Raw genomic sequence first — 20,636 nt, 5'->3', positions numbered from 1 at the left:
TGACAGGCTGGGGCAAGGTGGCCCTGGGCGGGGCCCGGACGAGGAGCAGAAGTGACAGCAGAGCGGGTTGCGCCGAGCACCGAGGGATCGAGCGGCCCGACGACGGGGCTCGCCGTCGGTGCAGAGACGGCACCGGCGGAGAGTCCACCGTCGGCGACGGGCGTGGTGCGGGTGAGCGTCGAGCAGCACCGTCGCGAGGTCGAGGCGCTCCTGGGCCCCGCGTTCGCCGGTCGCGGCTCCGAGCGCGTGACGATCGCCGACGCGCTCGACCGGGTGCTCGCGACCGACCTGCACGCACCGTCTCCCCTGCCCGGGTTCCGCAGCTCCCAGATGGACGGGTACGCGGTGCGGTCCGCGGACGTCTCAGGCGCGACCGAGGGGAGCCCTGTGCTGCTGCCCGTCGTCGCGGAGATCCCCGCGGGGCCGGGCGTGCCCGCCCCGCTCGCCGCGCGGACCGCGGCCCGGATCATGACCGGAGCCGTCGTGCCCGAGGGGAGCGACGCCGTCGTGCCCGTCGAGGACACCGACGCCGCGCGCTTCGGTGCACGCACGGCCGGGGCCACGCGAGGGACCCTCGGGGACCAGGTCGGCGTGCTGGCGCCGCGCGGGGTCGGAGAGTTCGTCCGCGACGTCGGGTCCGACGTCGGCGCAGGCGACGTGGTCCTGCCCGCCGGGACGCTCCTGGGACCGCAGCACCTGGCCGCGGCCGCGTCGTGCGGGGTGGCCGAGCTCGACGTCGTGGTGCGCGTACGTGTTGCGGTCGTCTCGACCGGGACCGAGGTCGTCGAGCCCGGGCAGGTCGCGGTCCCCGGGCAGGTCTACGACGCGAACCTCACCGGGCTCTCGGCCGCGGCCCGGCGGGCCGGCGCCGTCGTGACCCTGGCCGAGCGCACGGGGGACGACCCTGCCGAGCTGTCGGCCGTGCTCGCACGGGCCGCGCAGGAGGCGGACCTGATCCTCACGTCGGGCGGTGTGAGCCAGGGGGCGTACGAGGTCGTCAAGGACACCCTGGGGGACGGGGTGACCTTCCGTCCCGTCGCGATGCAGCCCGGCGGGCCGCAGGGCTTCGGCACCGTCCACGGGACGCCGGTCCTGACCTTCCCGGGCAACCCGGTCAGCGCCCAGGTCTCGTTCGTGGTGTTCGCGCGCGAGGTCCTCGAACGCGCGGCGGGGAGACCGCGACGCGACCCCGAGACCCGCAGGACCGTCGAGGTGATCGTCTCGCCGCCGGGCAAGCGGCAGATGCTGCGGGGGCGCACGGGGCCGGACGGGAGCGTCACGGTCGTCGGCGGCGCGGGATCGCACCTCGTGGCGACCATGGCCGCGGCCGACGTGCTGATCGAGGTGCCCGAGGGTGTCGAACGCGTCGCGGCGGGCGAGCAGGTACGGGTCGTGAGGCTGTGAGCGGGATGGACGGGACGACCGAGGGAGAACCGACGGTGACGCGTGACGAGAAGCAGCATGAGAGTGTGCCGGTCACCGACGGGCAGGGCGGTGCCGCGGCGCGCGACGTGTCGCGCGTGACGAGGGACGTGCTCGACGACGTCGTGGTGCGGTCCGTGGAAGGCGCGGTGTCCTCGCGCGAGTGCGGCGCCGTCGTGACCTTCCGGGGGGTCGTGCGGGACGTCGACGGCGGGCGCGACGTCACGGGCCTCGACTACGAGGCGCACCCCGACGCGACCGAGGTGCTCCGGCGGTGCTGCGCGGCCGTCTCCGCGGAGACGGGCCTGCGCGTCGCGGCCGTCCACCGGTACGGCGTGCTGACGATCGGGGACGTCGCGCTCGTCGCGAGCGTCGCCTCGGGGCACCGGGCCGAGGCGTTCGCGGCCTGCTCGCTGCTCGTCGAGCGCATCAAGGCCGAGGTACCCATCTGGAAGCGCCAGCACTTCACCGACGGCGACTCGGAGTGGGTCGGGCTGTAGGCGTCTTGTACCGGGAGGGGGCAGCCGCCCGCCCGGTCAGTCGCGCGGGTTGTCCTTGAGGAGGCCGAACCCGATGCCGACGAGGGCGCCCAGGATCAGGCCGGGGCCGGCGAGCAGGAGCGTGCCCGCCACGGTGCCGATCAGGGTGCCCAGCACGGTGCTGGGTCCCGCGGTGAGGCGGCTCGGGCCGGGGCGGTGGACCGGGAGGGCGTCGGTCCGGGGAGCGGGCTCGGGAGTGGTGCTGGTGTCGCTGGGAAGTTCGAGGAGTGCCACCCCTCCATGGTAGGTCTGGAGGGCCCTTCCGGCCGGGTGCCGCGAGGGTCGCCGGGGCGGATCACCCGATGACCTTGGACACGTTTGTGCACGGCTCGTCGATGTGCTGGTCGAGGCGCGTCGCCCGACGCACCCAGCGGGTGCTCAGCCGCCGATCGCGCCCATGCTGCGCTCGGTGCGCGCGAAGGCCTCGGGGTCGCCTGCCGGGCCGCCGATCGCCCCCGCGTCGGGGGCCCCGCGATCGAGACCGTGCGCGAACGGCTTGGCCCACATGGCTGCCTGCCAGGCCGCGGCGATCTGCGCGTCGGACGCGCCGTCGTCGGGCACGTGCGTGCGCGGCGCTGCCCGGGAGCCCGCGTCGTGACCCGACCGCAGGAGAGCGCGCAGGTCGACCTCCTCGTTGCCGAACAGGCACGAGCGCACGGTCCCCTCCGCGGTGAGCCGGGTCCGGTCGCAGTCCCCGCAGAACGAGCGCGTGACCGAGGCGATGATCCCGACGGTCGCGGGCCCGCCGTCGACGGCCCACTCCTCTGCGGGGGCCGAAGGGTCCTCGCGGCCCACAGGCCTCAGGTCGAATCGGGCACCCAGGACGTCGAGCAGACGTTCGGCCGAGACGAGCTGGTCGCGGTCCCAGTTCTGGTCCGCGTCGAGCGGCATCTGCTCGATGAACCGCAGCCGGCACCCGTGCTCCACGGCCCACGCGAGCAGGTCGGCGGCGCCCGCGAGGGTCTCGGGCATGAGGACCGCGTTGAGCTTGACGGGCGACAGGCCCGCGTCGAGCGCGGCCTGGATCCCCGCGAGCACCTGGGGGAGCCGGTCGCGCCGCGTGAGCTCGGCGAAGTGCCGGCGGTCGATGCTGTCGAGCGACACGTTGACGCGGTCCAGCCCGGCATCCACGAGCTCGCCGACGCGCTTGTCGAGGCCGATCGCGTTGGTCGTCATCGAGATCCGCACGCCCGGTGCGGCGGCGCGTGAGCGGCGCACGATCTCGGCGAGGTCGGGGCGCATGAGCGGCTCGCCGCCCGTGAACCGCACGTCGCGGATGCCCAGGCGGTAGCCGATCCCCACGAGGCGCCCGATCTCGGCCGGGGTCAGCAGGTCCTTGCGGGGGATCGCGGGGAGCCCCTCGGCGGGCATGCAGTAGGTGCAACGCAGCGAGCACTTCTCGGTCACCGAGACGCGCAGGTCGTGGGCGACGCGACCGTAGCGGTCGACGAGCGCCTCGGTGTCCGGGCGTCCCAGGGTGCTCGGCGCCCCGGAGGAGCGCACGCGGGGCAGGCCGAGCGCGACGGCAGTCATGGTCGCGAGTCTACGCAGCGGCGGGAGGTCGGGCGGGGTCTGCCCAGTGCTGAGTGCGTGATTCGGCTGGGACTCGCCGGGCGTGTCGCAGCGCGATCATGCACTCGGCGGGACGGCCGCGCGAACAAGCGGTGACGGGTCAGCGTGCGGACCGGGCGTCGTACGCCTCCTGGGCGGCGACCACCTGCGGGACCGCGCCCTCGAGGACGTCGATGAGGTCGACGAGCTTGTCGGCGACGACCCGCCCGAGGTCGGTGAGCGAGTACTCGACGTGCGGGGGGATGGTCGCGCGGACCTCGCGCACGACCAGCCCGTCGCGCTCGAGCCCCTGGAGCGTCTGGGCGAGCATCTTCTCGCTCACGCCGTCGATGCGTCGACGCAGCGCGTTGAAGCGCACGGCGCCGTCCCGCAGCCCTGCGACGGTCAGCACTCCCCAGCGGCCCGTCACGGCCTCGAGCGCGTGGCGGGACGTGCAGCCGCGCTGGAACACGTCCGCGAGCATCTCGTCGGACGGTCCCGTGGTCTCGGGGGCGGGCTGGAGGTCTGTCACGAGGACAGCCTAGCGCGCAGGCGGTTCGTGAGCACTGTGATGTATGCCGCACTGCTGAAAGGATTGCACTTACGAAAAGTTAGTGCCAGGCTGTCGCGGTACCCACCACCCCTTCAGGAGGACCCCATGATCGCCGTCACCGCCGCCACCGGACACCTCGGACACCTCGTCGTCGACTCGCTCCTCGAGCGCGGCGTCGCCCCCGAGCAGATCGTCGCCGCCGTCCGCACGCCGGCCAGGGCCGCCGACCTCGCCGAGCGTGGAGTCGTCGTCCGCGAGGCCGACTACTCGCGCCCCGAGACCCTCGGGACCGCTCTCGAGGGCGTCGACGTCGTCCTCCTCGTCTCGGGCTCCGAGGTGGGTCAGCGTGTCCAGCAGCACGCGAACGTCGTCGAGGCTGCCCGGGCCGCCGGCGTCCGTCACCTCGTCTACACCAGCGCTCCGCAGGCCACCACGTCCGCGCTGGTCCTGGCCCCCGAGCACAAGGCGACCGAGGAGCTCATCGCGGCCTCGGGCCTGCCCGCCACGATCCTGCGCAACGGCTGGTACACCGAGAACTACGTCGGTAACGTCGAGCAGGCGCGCGAGACCGGCGTCGTGCTCGGCAGCGTGGGCGACGGGCGCGTCGCGTCCGCGAGCCGCAAGGACTACGCCGAGGCGGCGGCCGTGGTCCTCGCCGCGGCCAACGACGACGCGGCCTACGAGGGCGGCGTCCACGAGCTCTCGGGCGACGTCGCGTGGGACTACCCGTTCCTCGCCGCGACCATCGCGGAGATCGTCGGTCGCGAGGTCGTCTACCAGGACGTGACCCCCGAGGTGCACACCCAGGTCCTGCTCGACGCGGGCCTCGACGAGGGGACCGCGGGCTTCGTGGTCGCGCTCGACGGCAACACGCGCGACGGTCTGCTCGCGGCGACGTCGGGCGAGCTCGCGCGCCTCATCGGGCGCCCGACAACGCCGCTCGCCGAGGGCCTGCGGGCTGCGGTGGGCGTGACGTCGGCCGCGTGACGACTGACTCCCGCTGAGTGCGTGGTTGTGCCGCGACACGCCGGGCGTGTCGCGGCACAACTACGCACTCGACGCCGACGGGCGGGTGCCGGGAACACCTCAGGCTTCCATTTAGTTAAACCTTCAACTATTCTGGAGGACAGAGGTCGGGACCCGGCCCTGGACGGAGGACATCATGACTGACCGAACGAACAGCCCCGCGGAGACCGCTTCTCGCCTGCCCGGCACCGACGCCACCGCCTTCGCGACCAAGGACCTGCTGTCCGCGGAGACCTCGATGGACGCCGTGACGCTGCACGTCGCGGACCTCGACCTGATGACCCGCTACTACCGGGACGCGCTCTCCCTGGCCGTGCTGACGCCGTCGGACGCCCTGCTCGCGGCGATCCCCGGCGCCGGGGCCGGCTCGCGCGACGAGACCGTGGTCCTCGGGCGCGGCGCGACCCCGCTCGTGGTCCTGCGCCGCGGCAAGGACCTGCCGCGCGCACGCCGCGGCGAGGCGGGCCTGTTCCACACGGCCCTGCTGTTCGACGACGCGCCCGCGCTCGCCGCAGCCGTCGCCTCGGTCGCGCGCACCGCGCCCAGCACGTTCGTCGGCAGCGGCGACCACCTGGTCTCCGAGGCGTTCTACTTCACCGACCCCGAGGGCAACGGCGTCGAGCTCTACCACGACCGCCCGCGCGAGACCTGGAGCTGGCAGGACGGCCAGGTCGCGATGGACACGCTCTACATCGACCCCAACGCGTTCATGCAGGAGCACCTCACCGACGCGGCGCTCGAGCGCGCGCTCTCGACCGACGTCGTCGGGCCGGACGACACCGTGGTGGGGCACGTGCACCTCCAGGTGGGCGACATCCCCACGGCCCGCGAGTTCTACGTCGACACCCTGGGCTTCGAGGCCACGGCCTCGCTGCCGAGCGCGCTGTTCGTCTCGGCGGGCGGGTATCACCACCACATGGCCATGAACACCTGGAACAGCCGGGGGGCGGGGCCGCGCGCCTCGACGCTGGGCCTGGGGCAGGTCGCGATCTCGGTGCCCTCCGAGGACGACGTCACGGCGCTCGTCGACCGGCTGTCCCGGCGCGGGATCCAGATGCGTCACGACGGCGCGACGCTGCGGTTCGACGACCCGTGGAAGAACCTCATCGAGGTCGCGGTGCGCTGAGGCGCGCTCGCTCCCCGCTGGGTGCGGCTCGTGCGGTGCGCGCCCGGCGCGCGCTCGCACGAGCCCCGCACCCAGCGGGGAGCGTGTCAGCCCTTGGTGGCCTCGGCCTCACCGCGAGTGATGCCTAGACGCTTGGCGAACAGCTTGCGCTGCACGAGCCACCCGGCCAGCGCGAGCGCGGCCCACGCCAGGAACGACACGACCTGCTCCCACCCTGCGGACGGGTCGCGCAGGAACCCCAGCGTGTCGGGGGACACGCGGCCCAGGCCGCCCAGCACGAGGCCTGCGCCACCGATCGTCGTGAGCCACAGCAGGGCCCGGCGCCGGTACTTGTCGGCGAGGAAGCCGCACGCCGCCGCGACCGCGATGACGATGATCGCCGCGAGGATCCAGTTGCCCGAGTCGCCCGAGACCGTGCCGTAGAGCTTGGCGCCGATCACGGCGCCCGTCACGATCCCGATGAAGAACGATGCGAGCTTGAACACGAACGCCACGGCGATCCAGGCGACGAGCCCGCCCAGGACCCCGAGCAGCAGCGCGGTGGACTGGCTCGCCCCGAACAGGTCGCCGAGCATCCAGCCGAGGCCGAACCCGGAGGCGATCACCGCCAGGTGGACCGAGCCGACGCCGAAGAAGCACAGCAGCAGGCCGACGGCGACGATGACGAGACCTGCGACGACCGGGTCCATGAGACCTCCTGGCGTGAGGTGGGGCTAGTGCTTGGCCTTGATGACCAGCACGGGAGCGTGGGCGTCGAGCAGGACGCGCTGCGTGGTGCTGCCGAGCAGGAACTTGCCGACGGGGGAGCGCTTGCGCGAGCCGATCACGACGAGGCTCGCGGTCAGGCGCTCGGCCTCGTCGAGGATCGCGTCCGCAGGGTCGACGCGCGACTCGCGGTAGGTGACGCTCGCCGCGGGGGTGCCCGCGGGGAGGGCGTCGAGCAGGTGCGCCAGGTCGGGCGGGAGGGGCGGGTCGTCCTGCGGCGGGCCCTCGAGCGGGGTCAGGACGAAGATCGCCAGCGGAAGGTCTCGGCGGACCGCCTCGGCGGCTCCGGCATGCAGGGCCGCCTCACCCTGTGGCGAGTCGTTGTAGGCCACAAGAACGGTCATCGCCGTTGTGCTCCTCGTTCGTCGTGCCCGGATCAGCGGGCAGATCGCGTGTGCCCTCGCACTCTCTCACACCCCGGGGGTGCGCGCAGGGAGCGTGGGAGCGCGTCGCCAGTCCGGATGCCCGACGGCGCCGCGGGCCGCGCGGCGCTCGAGCCTCGTCGCGGGCTCCCCGACGGGAAGCGGGTGGCGCCGGACGTCCCGTCGCAGGTCAGGCGTTCGCGTCGAGCGCGTCAGGGAGGCTCAGTGACGAGGGCAGGAGCGGCGGGGCCACGGAGCGGACGATCCGGGCGAGCCCGCGGTGCCGGTCCGGTCCCATGCGGTCGGCCGGTGCCGTGACGGACAGTGCGGCGACGGCCTGTCCAGCACGCAGCAGCGGCACGGCGAGGCAGCTGATCCCGGGCTCGTTCTCCTCGGTCTCGGTCGCGTAGCCGTCGGCCCGGGCGGTGGCCAGCGTGTCCCAGAGCGAGTCCGCGGTGATCGTCGTGGGGCCTGCGTCGCCGGTCGCGGCGGCGTACCAGGACATGGCCGAGCGATCGGTGGTCCGGAACGCGAGGAGCGCCCGTCCGAGCGCGGTCGTCGCGGCGGGGCGGCGTCGTCCGATCGCCGACCAGACCCTGACCGCCCGTGCCGGCTCGACCTTGTCGAGGTAGACGATCTCCGGGCCCGACAGGACGCCCAGGTGGATGAGCTCGCCCGATGCCTCGCACACGGCCGTGAGCGCCGGGCCCAGGAGCGCCGGCAGATTCTCCTCGCCCAGGAACGTGTCCCCGAGCGCGGTCGCGGCGGGGCCCAGGCGATAGCTGCCCGTCGCGGGGTCCTGGTCCGCGTAGCCGCGGAAGCGCAGGGCCGACAGCGTGCGGTGCAGCGAGGTCTTGTTGAGGCCCAGCTCGGCCGCGAGCGAGCCCAGGGTGAGCCCGTCCGGCCCTGCGGCCGCGAGCCGCTCGAGGGCGAGCAGGGCCTTGTCGACCGAGCCGAGCGGGCTGCTCGCGGCGGCGTGGTCTGCCGGGGAGTCGGCGCGCGGGGTCTCGGTGCTCGGGCGGGCTACCACGCGGGCGCGCCGCTCACGTAGAGTGATTTCGTATTCCAGAACATCCGTTCACTATAACGAAACGCGAGGCCTCATGTCACCCGCTGCGCCCCCGACCGACCTCGACCAGCTCTTCGCCACGCTGCGGGTCGTGCCCGTGGTCGTCGTGGAGGACGAGGCCCAGGCGCTCGCCCTCGGAGCCGCTCTCCTGGACGGCGGCCTGCCCATCGCCGAGATCACCTTCCGCACCGCCGGTGCCCGCGCAGCGATCGCCGCCGTCACGCGCGAGCTGCCCGAGCTCGTGACGGGGGCCGGCACGGTCGTCAACACCGACCAGGTCGACCAGGCCGTCGACGCCGGTGCGCGCTTCCTGGTCTCGCCCGGGCTGAGCGCCGACGTCGTGCGCCGAGCGCAGCACCACGGCCTGCCGATCTTCCCGGGCGTCGCGACGCCGTCGGACATCATGGCCGCCTTGGCCCTGGGGCTCGACGTCGTGAAGTTCTTCCCCGCCGCGATCAACGGGGGAGTGCCCGCGATCAAGGCGCTGTCCGCGCCGTTCCCCGGCCTGCGGTTCGTCCCCACGGGTGGTGTGAGCGCGGCCAACGCGACCGAGTACCTCTCGGTGCCCTCCGTCCTGGCCGTGGGCGGCTCGTGGATGGTCGAGAAGTCCCTCGTGGAGGCTGGAGACTTCGCCGAGATCGCGCGCCGCTCGGCGCAGGCCGTCGCCCTCGCGGCGTCGCTCGCGCCGGCAGTGCCCACCGTCTCTCCGGCGCCCGTCGCCGGAGACCCCGCCGTTGCCGCCGCAGGAAAGTGAGCTGACATGACCGACACGACCACCCTTCCCGCCGGCGCCCCCCTGGAGCTGCGCCCGGCCGCGGACTGCACCTACGACGTCGTCTCCCTGGGCGAGGTCATGCTGCGCCTCGACCCGGGCGAGCGACGCATCAAGACCACCCGCTCGTTCGACGCGTGGGAGGGCGGAGGCGAGTACAACGTCGCGCGCGGCCTGCGCCGCTGCTTCGGCCTGCGCGGCGCGATCGTCACGGCGCTCGCGGACAACGAGGTCGGCCGCCTGGTCGAGGACCTCATGCTCACGGGCGGCCTCGACACGAGCTACGTGCAGTGGGTCCCGTACGACGGGATCGGTCGCACGGTCCGCAACGGGCTCAACTTCACCGAGCGCGGCTACGGCGTGCGCGGCGCGGTGGGCGTGAGCGACCGGGGCAACACCGCGATCGCCCAGATGCGGCCCGAGGACGTGGACTGGGACGAGCTGTTCGGGCGGGGGGTGCGCTGGCTGCACACGGGCGGGATCTTCGCCGCGCTGTCCGCGTCGTCCGCGGACGTCGCCGAGGCCGCGATGCGGGCCGCGCGCAAGCACGGCACCGTCGTGTCCTACGACCTCAACTACCGTCCCTCGCTGTGGCAGGGCATCGGCGGGCCCGCGCGTGCGCAGGAGGTCAACCGCCACCTCGCGCAGTACGTCGACGTCATGATCGGCAACGAGGAGGACTTCACCGCGAGCCTCGGGTTCGAGATCGAGGGCGTGGACGAGAACCTGACGGACCTCGACACCGCGGCGTTCCGCGCCATGATCGAGACCGCCGCAGCGGCGTACCCGAACTTCCAGGTCATCGGCACCACGCTGCGGGCCGTACGCTCGGCCACGCGCAACGACTGGGGGGCCATCGCGTGGTCCCGGGTCCAGGGCTTCGCCGAGGCCACGCACCGCGCCGACCTCGAGATCCTCGACCGCGTGGGCGGGGGCGACTCGTTCGCCTCGGGCCTCGCGTACGGGCTCATGGAGCTCGGCTCGATCCAGGAGGCCGTCGAGTACGGCGCAGCCCACGGGGCGATCGCGATGACCACGCCGGGGGACACGTCGACGGCGTCGCTCGCCGAGGTCCGCAAGCTCGCCTCGGGCGGGAGCGCGCGCGTGCAGCGCTGACCGTGCTCGTCGAGATGCGGCGAACGGGGGTCCAGGAGCGTTCCGGGCCCCCGTTCGCCGCATCTCGGGGGCGGCTGGGTGCGGCCCCGGGGCCCTGGTGCTCGCACTGCGCCCGGCCGCCGCTCGTCGGCGGCGCGCCGTCCCCATCCCGAGCGGTGCCCGGAGGTCGCGGCTAGGGTGGACGAGGACGGACAGATCGGACACGGTTCGTCGGGAGCCGCCGTGGCCCGACGAGCACGAGGAGGTTCACGTGGTGCAGCGTGGTGAGGTGCCGTTGGGCCGCCTCCCGCGCCGCACGGTCGACGCGCCGTCCGACATCGCCCGAGCGGTCGAGCACGCGCGCATCCTGCGCGGGGCCGGGGACCCCACCGGCGCGGCCCGCGTCCTCGACAGGGCGTTCGACGCCGAGGGCGTCAGGACCCGCACCGTGTCCGAGCGCCTGCGCTTCCGGGCGCTCGTCCTGCGGGCGGACCTCGCGCTCCAGCTGCACGACGACGTCGCGGCCGCCCGGTTCCTCGCAGGCGCCGAGGCGCTGCCCCTGCTCGCGGACGCGCTCGCGGCGCTCGACGACGACCTGCACCTGGCGGAAGAGCTGCGCGAGCGTCTCGACGCCGAGTGATGCTCGACGCGGACTGATGCTCGACGTCGACTGCGCCGCTGCCCTGAGCCCGCCCGGTGGCTCTCGACAACGGCGTCCCTTCCCGCCGCTTCGTTGTCAGAACTGGGCCGGGGGATAGCCCGGTGTGGTTCTGACAACTCATCGGGGCGGCGCGAGGTCGCGGCGACCCCGGCGTGACGTGGTGACGTCGTCGACATGGCGGTGCACGACGCGGAGCGGCGAGGCGGTGACGCAGCGTGGACTAGTTGTCAGAAGTGGGCCGGGGGATAGCCCGGTGTGGTTCTGACAACTCATCCGGGCGGGCGCGTCCCCCACGCCGCCCCCAACCCCTCCCGTCAGGGTTGCGTCAACACCCGCGGCACCCCCGTCAAGAACCCGTCAACGTCCCGCCCCACGCCGTCCTGCACGGCATAGACCTGGGGTGTGCGCAGGAGCTGCGCACCGGCACGGCGCCTCCCCGCCGACCACGGCACCTGCCCGCGGTCCCCGAGATCCGCCCGCCGCACGACGTTCGAAGGCAGAACTCAGATGGCCGACCTGGCCTACATCCTGCTGACCGTGGTGTTCTTCACCGCCGTCGGCCTCGTGGCCCGCCGCCACGGCTCCTCCGGGGGGTCCACGTCATGACGGTCCTCGACTGGGTCGGGCTCGGTGCCGTCGTGGTGCTGCTCGGCTACCTGTTCGTCGCCCTCCTCCGCAGCGACAAGGTCCGGTGAGCGCGACCGTGCTGACCCAGACCAGCGTGCTGACGCAGACCGCGGCGACCCAGGTGACGCAGACGCCCGGGGTGTGGCTCGCCGTCGGGCAGCTCGTCCTGCTGCTCCTCGCGCTCGCCGCCGTGCACGCCCCGCTCGGCGCCTACATGGCGCGTGTCTTCACCTCGCCCCGGCACCTGCGGGTCGAGCGGGCCGGGTACCGGCTCATGCGCGTCGACCCCGACGCCGAGCAGAAGTGGAGCACCTACCTGCTCTCGCTCCTCGGCTTCTCGATGGCCTCGCTCCTGCTCCTCTACGGGATCGCCCGCCTCCAGCAGCACCTGCCGATGAACCTCGGCTTCGCCGCGTTCGACCCGGCCGGCGCCTGGAACACCGCGGTCTCGTTCGTGGCCAACACGAACTGGCAGTGGTACTCGGGCGAGGCCGCCGCGGGGCACCTGCTCCAGATGAGCGGGCTCGCGGTGCAGAACTTCGTGTCCGCGGCCGTCGGGATCTCGGTCGCGGTCGCCCTGATCCGCGGCTTCGTGCGCTCGGGCACCGACGGGCGCGTCGGCAACTTCTGGTCCGACCTGACCCGCACGTGCGTGCGCATCCTGCTGCCCCTGGCGTTCGTGGGCGCGATCGTTCTGCTCGCGACGGGCGTCATCCAGAACTTCGACGCGCACACCGCGATCGACACGGTCGCGGGCGGCACGCAGCACGTGCTCGGCGGCCCCGTCGCCTCGCAGGAGGTCATCAAGGAGCTCGGCACCAACGGCGGCGGGTTCTTCAACGCCAACTCGGCGCACCCGCTCGAGAACCCCAGCCCGTTCTCCAACCTGTTCGAGATCTTCCTGATCCTCGTGATCCCGTTCACCCTGCCCCGCACGTTCGGCCTCATGGTCGGCGACAAGCGCCAGGGCTGGGCGATCCTCGGGGCCATGGGCGCGCTGTGGTTCGTCGCGGTCGCCCTCATCACCTGGGCCGAGATGGCCGGCCCCGGTGCTGCCCCGCTCGCCGCGGGCGGCGCCATGGAGGGCAAGGAGACCCGCTTCGGCCTCGCCGCGAGCGCGCTGTTCGCCGCGTCGACCACGGGCACCTCGACCGGGGCCGTCAACGCCATGCACGACTCCCTGACCGCGCCGGGCGGCGGCGTCACGATGTTCACCATGATGCTCGGCGAGATCGCCCCGGGCGGCGTGGGCTCGGGCCTGTACGGGATGCTCATGCTCGCGATCGTCGCAGTGTTCGTCTCCGGGCTCATGGTCGGGCGCACGCCCGAGTACCTGGGCAAGAAGATCGGGCGCCAGGAGATCACGCTCGTCGCGCTCTACATCCTCACGGTCCCGTTCCTCGTGCTCGTCGGGACTGCCCTGGCGATCGCGCTGCCTGCCGGGCAGGCAGGCATCCAGGAGGCGGGCCCGCACGGGCTCTCCGAGGTCCTGTACGCCTTCACGTCCGCGGCCAACAACAACGGCTCGGCGTTCGGCGGCCTCACGTCCGGCACGCCCTTCTACAACACGGCGCTCGGCATCGCGATGCTCGCCGGCCGCTTCATCCCCATGGCCCTCGTCCTGGCGCTCGCCGGACGCTTCGCCTCCCAGAAGACGGTCCCCGCCACCGCGGGCACCCTCCCGACGCACCAGCCCCTCTTCGTGGGCGTCCTGGGAACCGTCGCCCTGGTCGTCGTCGGGCTCACCTTCGTCCCCGTGCTGTCGCTCGGTCCCATCGTGGAGTCGCTCTCATGAACTCTTCCTCTCGTTCCCTTCCTGCGGGGCGCACCGCCCCCGACGGGGCGGCGGGCCTACCCGAGGACCTCGTTCCTCGGTCCTCCGCCAGACCCACCACGACCCGCCGCCCCATCGGGGGCGATGCGCCTGCTGGTGCGTCCGACGCGGTCCTGCTCCCTGTCGCTGGGGGCACACCAAGTGCTGTCGGCCGTACCGCTGGTCCCGGTGAAGCCGGTTCTTCCTCCGGCCGCGCATCCGGGCCCGGGCGCGGCGCCTCGCTCTCGTGGGCGCAGGTCCGGGCCGCGCTGCCCGGTGCGTTCCGCAAGCTCGACCCGCGCGAGCTGGTCGCCTCGCCCGTGCTGTTCGTCGTCGAGCTCGGGGCCGTGGCCACGACGGCGCTCGCGGCGTTCGAGCCCAGCGTCTTCGCGTGGGCCATCGCGCTCTGGCTGTGGGCGACCGTGCTGTTCGCGACGCTCGCCGAGTCGGTCGCGGAGAGCCGGGGCAAGGCGCAGGCGTCGAGCCTGCGCGCGACCCAGCAGCAGACGACCGCGCGGCGCGTCATGGCTCCGTCCGACACCCTGGCGACCGGGACGGGCCTCGCGAGCTGCCCGACGGCGGAGGTCCCCTCCTCGACGCTCGCCGTCGGGGACGTGGTGGTCGTCCGGGCGGGCGAGATCGTCCCCGGTGACGGCGACGTCATCGAGGGGGTTGCGTCGGTCGACGAGTCCGCGATCACGGGCGAGTCGGCCCCGGTGATCCGCGAGTCGGGCGGTGACCGGTCGGCGGTCACGGGTGGGACCGTCGTCCTGTCGGACACGATCGTCGTGCGGATCACCGCGCCCGCTGGCCACACGTTCGTCGACCGGATGATCGCGCTCGTCGAGGGGTCGGAGCGCCAGCGCACGCCCAACGAGATCGCGCTCAACATCCTCCTGACCTCGCTCACGATCATCTTCCTGCTGGCGGTCGTGACGCTGCAGCCGTTCGCGGTGTACTCGGGGTCCAAGCAGTCGATGATCGTCCTCATCTCGCTGCTCGTGTGCCTCATCCCCACGACCATCGGGGCGCTGCTGTCGGCGATCGGCATCGCGGGCATGGACCGTCTCGTCCAGCGCAACGTGCTCGCGATGTCGGGCCGCGCGGTCGAGGCCGCGGGCGACGTCGACGTCCTGCTGCTCGACAAGACAGGCACCATCACGTACGGCAACCGGCAGGCGGCCGACCTCCTCACGGTCGGCGACGTCACGACGGCGCAGCTCGCCGAGACGGCCCGGCTCTCCTCGCTCGCGGACGAGACGCCCGAGGGCAAGAGCATCGTGGTGCTCGTCCGCGAGCGGTACGGGCTGGGTGACGCGCACGCCGACCAGACGGAGGCCCTCGCCGGCGCCGAGATGGTGCCCTTCTCCGCGCACACGCGCATGAGCGGGATCGACCTGCCCCTGCCCGACGGGCGGGTGCGTCGCATCCGTAAGGGGGCCGGCAGCGCGGTCCAGCGCTGGGTCCACTCGACCGGTGTCCCGACGAGCGGCGGGCCCGGCGCGACGGTCGCCGAGCAGCTCGCAGCCCACGTCGACGCCGTGAGCTCCTCGGGCGGCACGCCGCTCGTCGTGGCCGAGCAGGTCGGCGAGGGGCCCGCGCGCGTCCTGGGCGTCGTCCACCTCAAGGACGTCGTCAAGGCGGGCATGCGCGAACGGTTCGACGAGCTGCGCGCCATGGGCATCCGCACCGTCATGGTCACGGGCGACAACGCCGTGACCGCTCGGGCCATCGCCGCGGAGGCAGGCGTCGACGACGTCCTGGCCGAGGCGACGCCCGAGGACAAGCTCGCGCTCATCCGGCGCGAGCAGGCCGGCGGGCGGCTCGTGGCCATGGCGGGCGACGGCACCAACGACGCGCCCGCCCTGGCCCAGGCCGACGTGGGCGTCGCGATGAACACCGGGACCACCGCCGCCAAGGAGGCGGGCAACATGGTGGACCTCGACTCCGACCCGACCAAGCTCATCGAGATCGTCGAGATCGGCAAACAGCTCCTCATCACGCGCGGGGCCCTGACGACCTTCTCGATCGCCAACGACATCGCGAAGTACTTCGCGATCCTGCCCGCGATGTTCATGGTCGTGTTCCCGCAGCTCGCGGTGCTCAACGTCATGCGGCTGTCGAGCCCCGAGTCGGCCATCCTGTCGGCCGTCGTGTTCAACGCGCTCATCATCCTGGTGCTCATCCCGCTCTCGCTCAAGGGCGTGCGGTACCGGCCGTCGTCGGCGTCCGCGATGCTGCGCCGCAACCTCCTGGTCTACGGCGTGGGCGGGCTCGTGGCCCCGTTCGTCGGGATCAAGCTCATCGACCTCGTGATCTCCCTCATCCCCGGGATTGGCTGACATGCCTGGAACTCTGACCACCCCCGCGGGCGTCCCCGGACGCCCCGCACCCCTCGCGCGCCCCTCGGCCTCGGCCGGCGCCGCCTCGTTGTTCCGCCAGACGCTCGCGGGCCTGCGCGTCCTGCTCGTCCTGACCGTGCTCCTGGGCGTGGCCTACCCGCTCGCGGTGTGGGGCGTCGGGCAGCTCGCCCTGCCCTGGCAGGCGAACGGCTCGCTCGTGCGCAGCGACGGCACGCACGCCACGTCCCTCGCCGACACGGGCGCGGACGGCGCTCCCGTCGTGGGGTCCGCGCTGATCGGGCAGGACTTCGCCGCGGCCGACGACGCCGAGCGCTGGTTCCACGGGCGGCCCTCGGCCGCGGGCGACGGGTACGACACGCTCGCGTCCGCGGGCACCAACCTCGGGCCTCTGAACCCCGAGCTGGTCGCGTCGATCGACGAGCGCCGGGCGGCGCTGGCCGACCTGAACGGCGTGGACCCCGCGTCGCTGCCCGCCGACGCGCTCACGGCATCGGCGTCGGGGCTCGACCCGCAGATCAGTCCTGCGTACGCAGCCTTGCAGGTCGCGCGGGTCGCCGAGGCGAGGGGCCTGGACGAGGCCGTCGTCGCGGACCTCGTGGCCCAGCACACCGCCGGGCGGGACCTCGGCGTCCTGGGCGAACCGCGTGTCAACGTGCTCGAGCTCAACCTCGCGCTCGAGAACTCGGAGAAGATGAACCCATGACGACGAGCGCGAGGCCCTCCGCCGTGGACCGGACGGCGCGGGTGCCCCGTGCCTGAGGGACGCGGCGGCCACGAGGCCGCAGGGTCCGGGAGCCCCCAGGAGGGGCGCCCGGACCCCGGCGCGTCCCCGGGCGGGGAAGGGCAGGTGGGTCGAGGGGCAGGGGGGCCCGACGGCGCCGCTCGCCGTCCCGGGCTGCTCACCGTGTACCTCGGAGCCGCGCCGGGCGTGGGCAAGACGTACGCGATGCTCGGCGAGGCGCACCGGCGCAGGTCGCGTGGCACGGACGTGGTCGTCGGCCTGGTCGAGACGCACGGGCGCGCCGCGACGATCACGCAGATCGGTGACCTCGAGGTCGTGCCGCGGCGCGTCGTGAGCCACCGGGACGTCGAGCTGACCGAGCTCGACGTCGAGGCCGTGCTCGCCCGCGACCCCCAGGTCGTCCTGGTCGACGAGCTCGCGCACACCAACGCACCCGGCTCGCGCCACCGCAAGCGCTGGCAGGACGTGCAGGACCTCCTGGCGGCGGGCATCGACGTGGTGACCACGGTCAACGTGCAGCACCTCGAGTCGCTCACCGCGGACGTCGAGGCCATCACGGGCGTGCGCCAGCGCGAGACCGTGCCCGACCAGGTGGTGCGCGACGCCGACCAGATCCAGCTCGTGGACCTGTCGCCGCAGGCGCTGCGGCGCCGGCTCGCGCACGGCAACGTCTACCGGGCCGAGCAGATCGACGCCTCGCTGTCGTCGTACTTCCGCACGGGCAACCTGACGGCCCTGCGCGAGCTCGCGCTGCTGTGGCTCGCCGACCGCGTCGACGACGCCCTGACCCGGTACCGGGCAGACCACGCGATCTCCGGCACGTGGCCGGCGCGCGAGCGCATCGTCGTCGCGGTCACGGGCGGCCCCGAGGGCGAGACGCTGCTGCGCCGCGGCGCCCGGATCGCCCAGCGCGCGGCCGGCTCCGAGCTCGTCGCGGTCCACGTCCTGGCGACCGACGGGCTGCCCAGCGCGCCGCCCGCGGCCATCGCGGCCTCGCGCGAGCTCGTCGAGTCGCTCGGCGGGACGTTCCACACGGTCGTGGGCGAGGACGTCGCCTCGGCGATCGTCGACTTCGCGCAAGGGGTCAACGCGACCATGATCGTGGTGGGCGTCTCGAGGCACTCGCGCTGGCGCGAGGCACTCCTGGGGTCCTCGAGCGCCGAGATCGCCCGCCTGGCCGGGACGATCGACGTCCACCTCGTGACGCACGAGAAGGCGCGCGCGGGCAGGCTGCTGCGCGGCCGGTGGTCGGCGCTGTCCCGACCGCGCCGGACCGCCGGGTGGGCGCTCGCGTTCGTGGTGCCCGCCGTGCTGACCGGGATCTTCTGGCTCCTGCGCGACGTCGTCTCGCTCTCGACCGAGCTCATGCTGTTCCTCGCCGGGTCGGTGGCCGTCGCGCTCGTGGGCGGGCTGTGGCCCGCCGTGGCCGCAGCCGTCGTCTCGTTCCTGTGCCTCAACTGGTTCTTCACGCCCCCGACCGGGTTCCTCACCGTCCAGGACCCCGAGAACCTCCTCGCGCTCCTCGTGTTCGTCCTGGTCGCCGCGGCCGTCGCGTCGGTCGTGGACCTCGCCGCTCGCCGAACCGCGCAGGCCTACCGAGCGCGGGCAGAGGCCTCGACGCTCGCCGCGCTGTCGCGCTCCGTGCTCTCGGGCGAGGACACCGCGCAGGCCATCGTCACGCGGCTCGCCGAGACGTTCGGACTGTCGAGGGTCGAGCTCGAGACGCGGGCGGGGGAGCGCGGGCCCTGGCGCACGGTCGCGAGCACGGGCCGGGTCGAGGGGGACGTACGCCTTCCCGAGGGTGACCGGACCTCTGCCCGAGGTGACAGGGGCGCCGAGGGCGACCGGACCCCCGCCGAGGGTGACGGGCGCACCGGGGCGCGCTCCGCCGTCGGGCACCTGGACGACGACGCCGAGCGGACAGAGCTGCGCGTCGACGACTCGCACCGGCTGTCACTGTGGGGGCGGGCCCTGCCCGCGAGCGACCGTCAGGTCCTCGAGGCGTTCGCGGCCCAGGCCGGGCTCGTCCTGGAGTACCGGCGCCTGCGCGAGCAGGCCGCCCAGGCCGCGGTCCTCGAGGAGGCCGACGCGACGCGCACCGCGCTGCTCGCGGCCGTCTCGCACGACCTGCGCACCCCGCTCGCCTCGATCCGCACGGCCGTCGACGGCCTCGCGTCCCCCGACGTGCACCTCGACGCCGAGGACACCGACGCGCTCACCCGCACCATCCAGGACTCGACCGGGCGCCTCGAGAAGCTCATCGACAACCTGCTCGACCTGTCCCGGCTCCAAACCGGGAGCGTGCGGCCCGTGCTGCGAGCGGCGTCGGTCGACGAGATCGTGCCGCTCGCGATCGAGCCCTACGGGCCCGGCGTCGTGCGCCTCGACGTGCCCGACGACCTGCCGCTCGTGCGCACCGACCCCGGGCTGCTCGAGCGTGCGGTCGCGAACCTCACGTCGAACGCGGTGCGGCACAGCCCGCCGGGCGAGCCCGTGCGGATCACGGCCTCGGCCGGGCCCCGGGAGATCGAGCTGCGGATCGTCGACACGGGCCGGGGCCTGTCGGACGAGTCCAAGATCCGCATGTTCGAGCCCTTCCAACGGCTCGGCGACACGACCGGAGAGGGCCTGGGCCTGGGGCTCGCGGTCGCGGACGGGCTGGCGCGGGCGGTGGGCGCGAGCATCACGCCGGAGGACACGCCCGGCGGCGGCCTGACCATGGTGGTCACCGTGCCGCGCGAGGCACGGGAGGATGACGACGTGAGCACGGACGGCACAGGCAGGCACAGAGGCGTAGGTACAGGCACGGCGGACGGCGGCACCCGCGACACGAGCAGCACGAGCGAGACGGGCGAGGTGCGCGGATGAGCGGCGAAGGCAACCGGGTGCTCGTCGTCGACGACGACGCGGGGCTCGTGCGCGCGCTCGCGATCAACCTGCGCGCGCACGGCTGGGACGTCACGGTCGCCATGACCGGGACCGAGGCCCTCGACGCGGCCGCGAGCGCGCGCCCCGACGTGATCCTGCTCGACCTGGGCCTGCCGGACCTCTCGGGGTTCGAGGTCATCGAGGGCATCCGCGGGTGGAGCGCGGTGCCGATCGTGGTGCTCTCGGCGCGTCAGCTCGGCGACGACAAGGTCGACGCGCTCGACGCGGGCGCCGACGACTACGTGACCAAGCCGTTCGCGATGAACGAGCTGCTCGCGCGGCTGCGGGCCGCGGTGCGCCGCGCCCAGCCCGCCGAGGTGTCCGAGCCCGTCGTGGAGGCGGGCGACCTGCGGATCGACCTGGCTCGGCGCCGTGTGCTGCGGGCCGGGCAGGAGGTCCGGCTGAGCCCCACGGAGTGGTCGCTGCTCGAGGTGCTCGTGCGTCACCGGGGCCGCATGGTGGGGCGGCTCCAGCTCCTGCACGACGTGTGGGGGCCGGCGTACTCAGCCGAGACGAACTACCTGCGCGTCTACACCGCGCAGCTGCGGCGCAAGCTCGAGGACGACCCCGCGAACCCCCGGCACATCATCACCCAGCCGGGCATGGGTTACCTCTTCGAGGTCTGACCCGCCCGTCCTGCCCTGTGGCTCGTGCTTTTCCGGCGCGGTGCGGGAACCCCCGCGGCGCGCCGACCGTTGTGCGTTCGACCCGACGAAGGAGACCCGTCATGCTGTGCCCTCTCGATCAGACCGTGCTCGTGATGTCCGACCGCAAGGGAGTGGAGATCGACTACTGCCCCACCTGCCGCGGCGTGTGGCTCGACCGGGGTGAGCTCGACAAGATCATCGACCGCAGCCTCGAGGCAGAGATCGCCGCCGAGGCCGGCGGCCCGGCGGCTGCGGCGGCTCCGCGTGCCGCGACGCCCCCGCCCGTGCAGTACCCGCCGACCCAGCAGCTCCCGGTCCCGCCCCCGCCCGCGCCCTACGGCTACGCGGACGACCGCCGCCGGGACGACTACCGCGGCGACGACCGGCATCGCGACGAGTACCGGGGCGACGACCGGTACCGCAGCCCGGAGCAGTACCGCAGCGACGACCCGCGCTACCGCAAGCGCAAGAAGAAGGAGTCCTGGCTCGAGGACCTCTTCGACTTCTGAGCCACGCACGGCGCCGTCCCTCCCCGGGGCGGCGCCGTCGTCGTGCATCCCTGGAACTCTGTACCC

General features: G+C 73.5%; 20 protein-coding genes. 14 read left to right on the top strand and 6 right to left on the bottom strand.

Features of this window, described 5'->3' with window-relative positions:
- Nucleotides 1–51 precede the first annotated feature (51 nt).
- Nucleotides 52–1,404, top strand: a complete 1,353-nt coding sequence (gene glp, locus ASE15_RS07430) for a gephyrin-like molybdotransferase Glp (protein WP_235534235.1) — start codon at nucleotides 52–54, stop codon at nucleotides 1,402–1,404.
- A 65-nt stretch (nucleotides 1,405–1,469) separates the two neighbouring features.
- A complete protein-coding gene (locus ASE15_RS07425; RefSeq protein ID WP_235534234.1) occupies nucleotides 1,470–1,922 on the top strand; it encodes a molybdenum cofactor biosynthesis protein MoaE in 453 nt (150 codons plus the stop codon).
- A gap of 36 nt (nucleotides 1,923–1,958) precedes the next feature.
- Here the strand turns inward: ASE15_RS07425 and ASE15_RS07420 are convergent, their stop codons facing one another.
- From ASE15_RS07420 to ASE15_RS07410, 3 genes are all read right to left on the bottom strand, one after another.
- On the bottom strand, nucleotides 1,959–2,195 hold the full coding sequence (locus ASE15_RS07420) for a hypothetical protein (protein ID WP_056647803.1): 237 nt from the start codon (nucleotides 2,193–2,195) through the stop codon (nucleotides 1,959–1,961).
- Nucleotides 2,196–2,339: 144 nt separating this feature from the next.
- Nucleotides 2,340–3,494 (bottom strand): GTP 3',8-cyclase MoaA, encoded by a 1,155-nt coding sequence (gene moaA, locus ASE15_RS07415; RefSeq protein ID WP_056647806.1) that lies wholly within the window; start codon nucleotides 3,492–3,494, stop codon nucleotides 2,340–2,342.
- A gap of 139 nt (nucleotides 3,495–3,633) precedes the next feature.
- Nucleotides 3,634–4,044: a helix-turn-helix domain-containing protein gene (locus tag ASE15_RS07410; protein ID WP_255354265.1), complete on the bottom strand. Its 411-nt coding sequence runs from the start codon at nucleotides 4,042–4,044 to the stop codon at nucleotides 3,634–3,636.
- A 126-nt stretch (nucleotides 4,045–4,170) separates the two neighbouring features.
- Here ASE15_RS07410 and ASE15_RS07405 point away from each other — a divergent pair, with 126 nt between their 5' ends.
- Both ASE15_RS07405 and ASE15_RS07400 read left to right on the top strand, forming a co-directional pair.
- Complete coding sequence (locus ASE15_RS07405) at nucleotides 4,171–5,052, top strand: SDR family oxidoreductase (RefSeq protein WP_056647809.1); 882 nt, start codon at nucleotides 4,171–4,173, stop codon at nucleotides 5,050–5,052.
- Between the two features lie 277 nt (nucleotides 5,053–5,329).
- The gene (locus ASE15_RS07400) at nucleotides 5,330–6,217 is read left to right on the top strand and encodes a VOC family protein (protein WP_056762716.1); all 888 of its coding nucleotides are present in this window, start codon (nucleotides 5,330–5,332) and stop codon (nucleotides 6,215–6,217) included.
- An 86-nt stretch (nucleotides 6,218–6,303) separates the two neighbouring features.
- Here ASE15_RS07400 and ASE15_RS07395 read toward each other — a convergent pair whose 3' ends face one another.
- From ASE15_RS07395 to ASE15_RS07385, 3 genes are all read right to left on the bottom strand, one after another.
- Nucleotides 6,304–6,906, bottom strand: a complete 603-nt coding sequence (locus tag ASE15_RS07395; RefSeq protein ID WP_056647812.1) for a hypothetical protein — start codon at nucleotides 6,904–6,906, stop codon at nucleotides 6,304–6,306.
- Nucleotides 6,907–6,930: 24 nt separating this feature from the next.
- Entirely contained in the window at nucleotides 6,931–7,326 is a 396-nt protein-coding gene (locus ASE15_RS07390) for a universal stress protein (protein ID WP_056647815.1), read from the bottom strand.
- Between the two features lie 208 nt (nucleotides 7,327–7,534).
- The gene (locus ASE15_RS07385) at nucleotides 7,535–8,374 is read right to left on the bottom strand and encodes an IclR family transcriptional regulator (protein ID WP_056647818.1); all 840 of its coding nucleotides are present in this window, start codon (nucleotides 8,372–8,374) and stop codon (nucleotides 7,535–7,537) included.
- A 73-nt stretch (nucleotides 8,375–8,447) separates the two neighbouring features.
- Between ASE15_RS07385 and eda the strand changes: the two genes are divergently transcribed.
- The 10 genes from eda (at nucleotide 8,448) to ASE15_RS07340 (ending at nucleotide 20,570) form a co-directional block, all read left to right on the top strand.
- The gene (gene eda, locus ASE15_RS07380) at nucleotides 8,448–9,167 is read left to right on the top strand and encodes a bifunctional 4-hydroxy-2-oxoglutarate aldolase/2-dehydro-3-deoxy-phosphogluconate aldolase (protein ID WP_056762474.1); all 720 of its coding nucleotides are present in this window, start codon (nucleotides 8,448–8,450) and stop codon (nucleotides 9,165–9,167) included.
- A gap of 6 nt (nucleotides 9,168–9,173) precedes the next feature.
- The gene (locus tag ASE15_RS07375) at nucleotides 9,174–10,301 is read left to right on the top strand and encodes a sugar kinase (RefSeq protein ID WP_056647823.1); all 1,128 of its coding nucleotides are present in this window, start codon (nucleotides 9,174–9,176) and stop codon (nucleotides 10,299–10,301) included.
- Between the two features lie 250 nt (nucleotides 10,302–10,551).
- Complete coding sequence (locus ASE15_RS07370) at nucleotides 10,552–10,920, top strand: hypothetical protein (RefSeq protein ID WP_056647827.1); 369 nt, start codon at nucleotides 10,552–10,554, stop codon at nucleotides 10,918–10,920.
- Nucleotides 10,921–11,543: 623 nt separating this feature from the next.
- On the top strand, nucleotides 11,544–11,636 hold the full coding sequence (locus ASE15_RS20785; RefSeq protein WP_139107727.1) for a potassium-transporting ATPase subunit F: 93 nt from the start codon (nucleotides 11,544–11,546) through the stop codon (nucleotides 11,634–11,636).
- 53 nt (nucleotides 11,637–11,689) lie between these two features.
- Nucleotides 11,690–13,363, top strand: a complete 1,674-nt coding sequence (gene kdpA / locus ASE15_RS07365; RefSeq protein WP_056762714.1) for a potassium-transporting ATPase subunit KdpA — start codon at nucleotides 11,690–11,692, stop codon at nucleotides 13,361–13,363.
- Nucleotides 13,360–15,723, top strand: a complete 2,364-nt coding sequence (kdpB, locus tag ASE15_RS07360; RefSeq protein WP_235534232.1) for a potassium-transporting ATPase subunit KdpB — start codon at nucleotides 13,360–13,362, stop codon at nucleotides 15,721–15,723. The genes kdpA and kdpB overlap by 4 nt, the downstream gene beginning before the upstream one ends.
- A 1-nt stretch (nucleotide 15,724) precedes the next feature.
- Nucleotides 15,725–16,447 carry a potassium-transporting ATPase subunit KdpC gene (gene kdpC, locus ASE15_RS07355; RefSeq protein ID WP_082608640.1) on the top strand — a complete coding sequence of 241 codons (723 nt, stop codon included), beginning with the start codon at nucleotides 15,725–15,727 and terminating at the stop codon, nucleotides 16,445–16,447.
- A 144-nt stretch (nucleotides 16,448–16,591) separates the two neighbouring features.
- Nucleotides 16,592–19,354, top strand: a complete 2,763-nt coding sequence (locus ASE15_RS07350; RefSeq protein WP_255354271.1) for a DUF4118 domain-containing protein — start codon at nucleotides 16,592–16,594, stop codon at nucleotides 19,352–19,354.
- Nucleotides 19,351–20,040 carry a response regulator gene (locus tag ASE15_RS07345; protein WP_056647830.1) on the top strand — a complete coding sequence of 230 codons (690 nt, stop codon included), beginning with the start codon at nucleotides 19,351–19,353 and terminating at the stop codon, nucleotides 20,038–20,040. The genes ASE15_RS07350 and ASE15_RS07345 overlap by 4 nt, the downstream gene beginning before the upstream one ends.
- 101 nt (nucleotides 20,041–20,141) lie before the next feature.
- Nucleotides 20,142–20,570, top strand: coding sequence for a zf-TFIIB domain-containing protein (locus ASE15_RS07340; RefSeq protein ID WP_056762472.1), 429 nt, complete (start codon nucleotides 20,142–20,144; stop codon nucleotides 20,568–20,570).
- The last annotated feature ends 66 nt before the right edge of the window (nucleotides 20,571–20,636 follow it).

The sequence above is a fragment of the Oerskovia sp. Root22 genome, assembly GCF_001429135.1.
Classification (GTDB): domain Bacteria; phylum Actinomycetota; class Actinomycetes; order Actinomycetales; family Cellulomonadaceae; genus Oerskovia; species Oerskovia enterophila.
Note: the sequence above shows the minus strand (reverse complement) of the source record. Positions and strands in the feature narration are given on the sequence as shown.

Excerpts from the sequence above, each read along its gene's own strand:
- moaA (WP_056647806.1), bottom strand. The coding sequence starts at position 3,494 with ATGACTGCCGTCGCGCTCGGCCTGCCCCGCGTGCGCTCCTCCGGGGCG.
- ASE15_RS07405 (WP_056647809.1), top strand. The coding sequence starts at position 4,171 with ATGATCGCCGTCACCGCCGCCACCGGACACCTCGGACACCTCGTCGTC.
- ASE15_RS07400 (WP_056762716.1), top strand. The coding sequence starts at position 5,330 with ATGGACGCCGTGACGCTGCACGTCGCGGACCTCGACCTGATGACCCGC.
- ASE15_RS07395 (WP_056647812.1), bottom strand. The coding sequence starts at position 6,906 with ATGGACCCGGTCGTCGCAGGTCTCGTCATCGTCGCCGTCGGCCTGCTG.
- ASE15_RS07390 (WP_056647815.1), bottom strand. The coding sequence starts at position 7,326 with ATGACCGTTCTTGTGGCCTACAACGACTCGCCACAGGGTGAGGCGGCC.
- eda (WP_056762474.1), top strand. The coding sequence starts at position 8,448 with ATGTCACCCGCTGCGCCCCCGACCGACCTCGACCAGCTCTTCGCCACG.
- ASE15_RS07375 (WP_056647823.1), top strand. The coding sequence starts at position 9,174 with ATGACCGACACGACCACCCTTCCCGCCGGCGCCCCCCTGGAGCTGCGC.
- ASE15_RS20785 (WP_139107727.1), top strand. The coding sequence starts at position 11,544 with ATGACGGTCCTCGACTGGGTCGGGCTCGGTGCCGTCGTGGTGCTGCTC.
- kdpB (WP_235534232.1), top strand. The coding sequence starts at position 13,360 with ATGAACTCTTCCTCTCGTTCCCTTCCTGCGGGGCGCACCGCCCCCGAC.
- kdpC (WP_082608640.1), top strand. The coding sequence starts at position 15,725 with ATGCCTGGAACTCTGACCACCCCCGCGGGCGTCCCCGGACGCCCCGCA.
- ASE15_RS07345 (WP_056647830.1), top strand. The coding sequence starts at position 19,351 with ATGAGCGGCGAAGGCAACCGGGTGCTCGTCGTCGACGACGACGCGGGG.
- ASE15_RS07340 (WP_056762472.1), top strand. The coding sequence starts at position 20,142 with ATGCTGTGCCCTCTCGATCAGACCGTGCTCGTGATGTCCGACCGCAAG.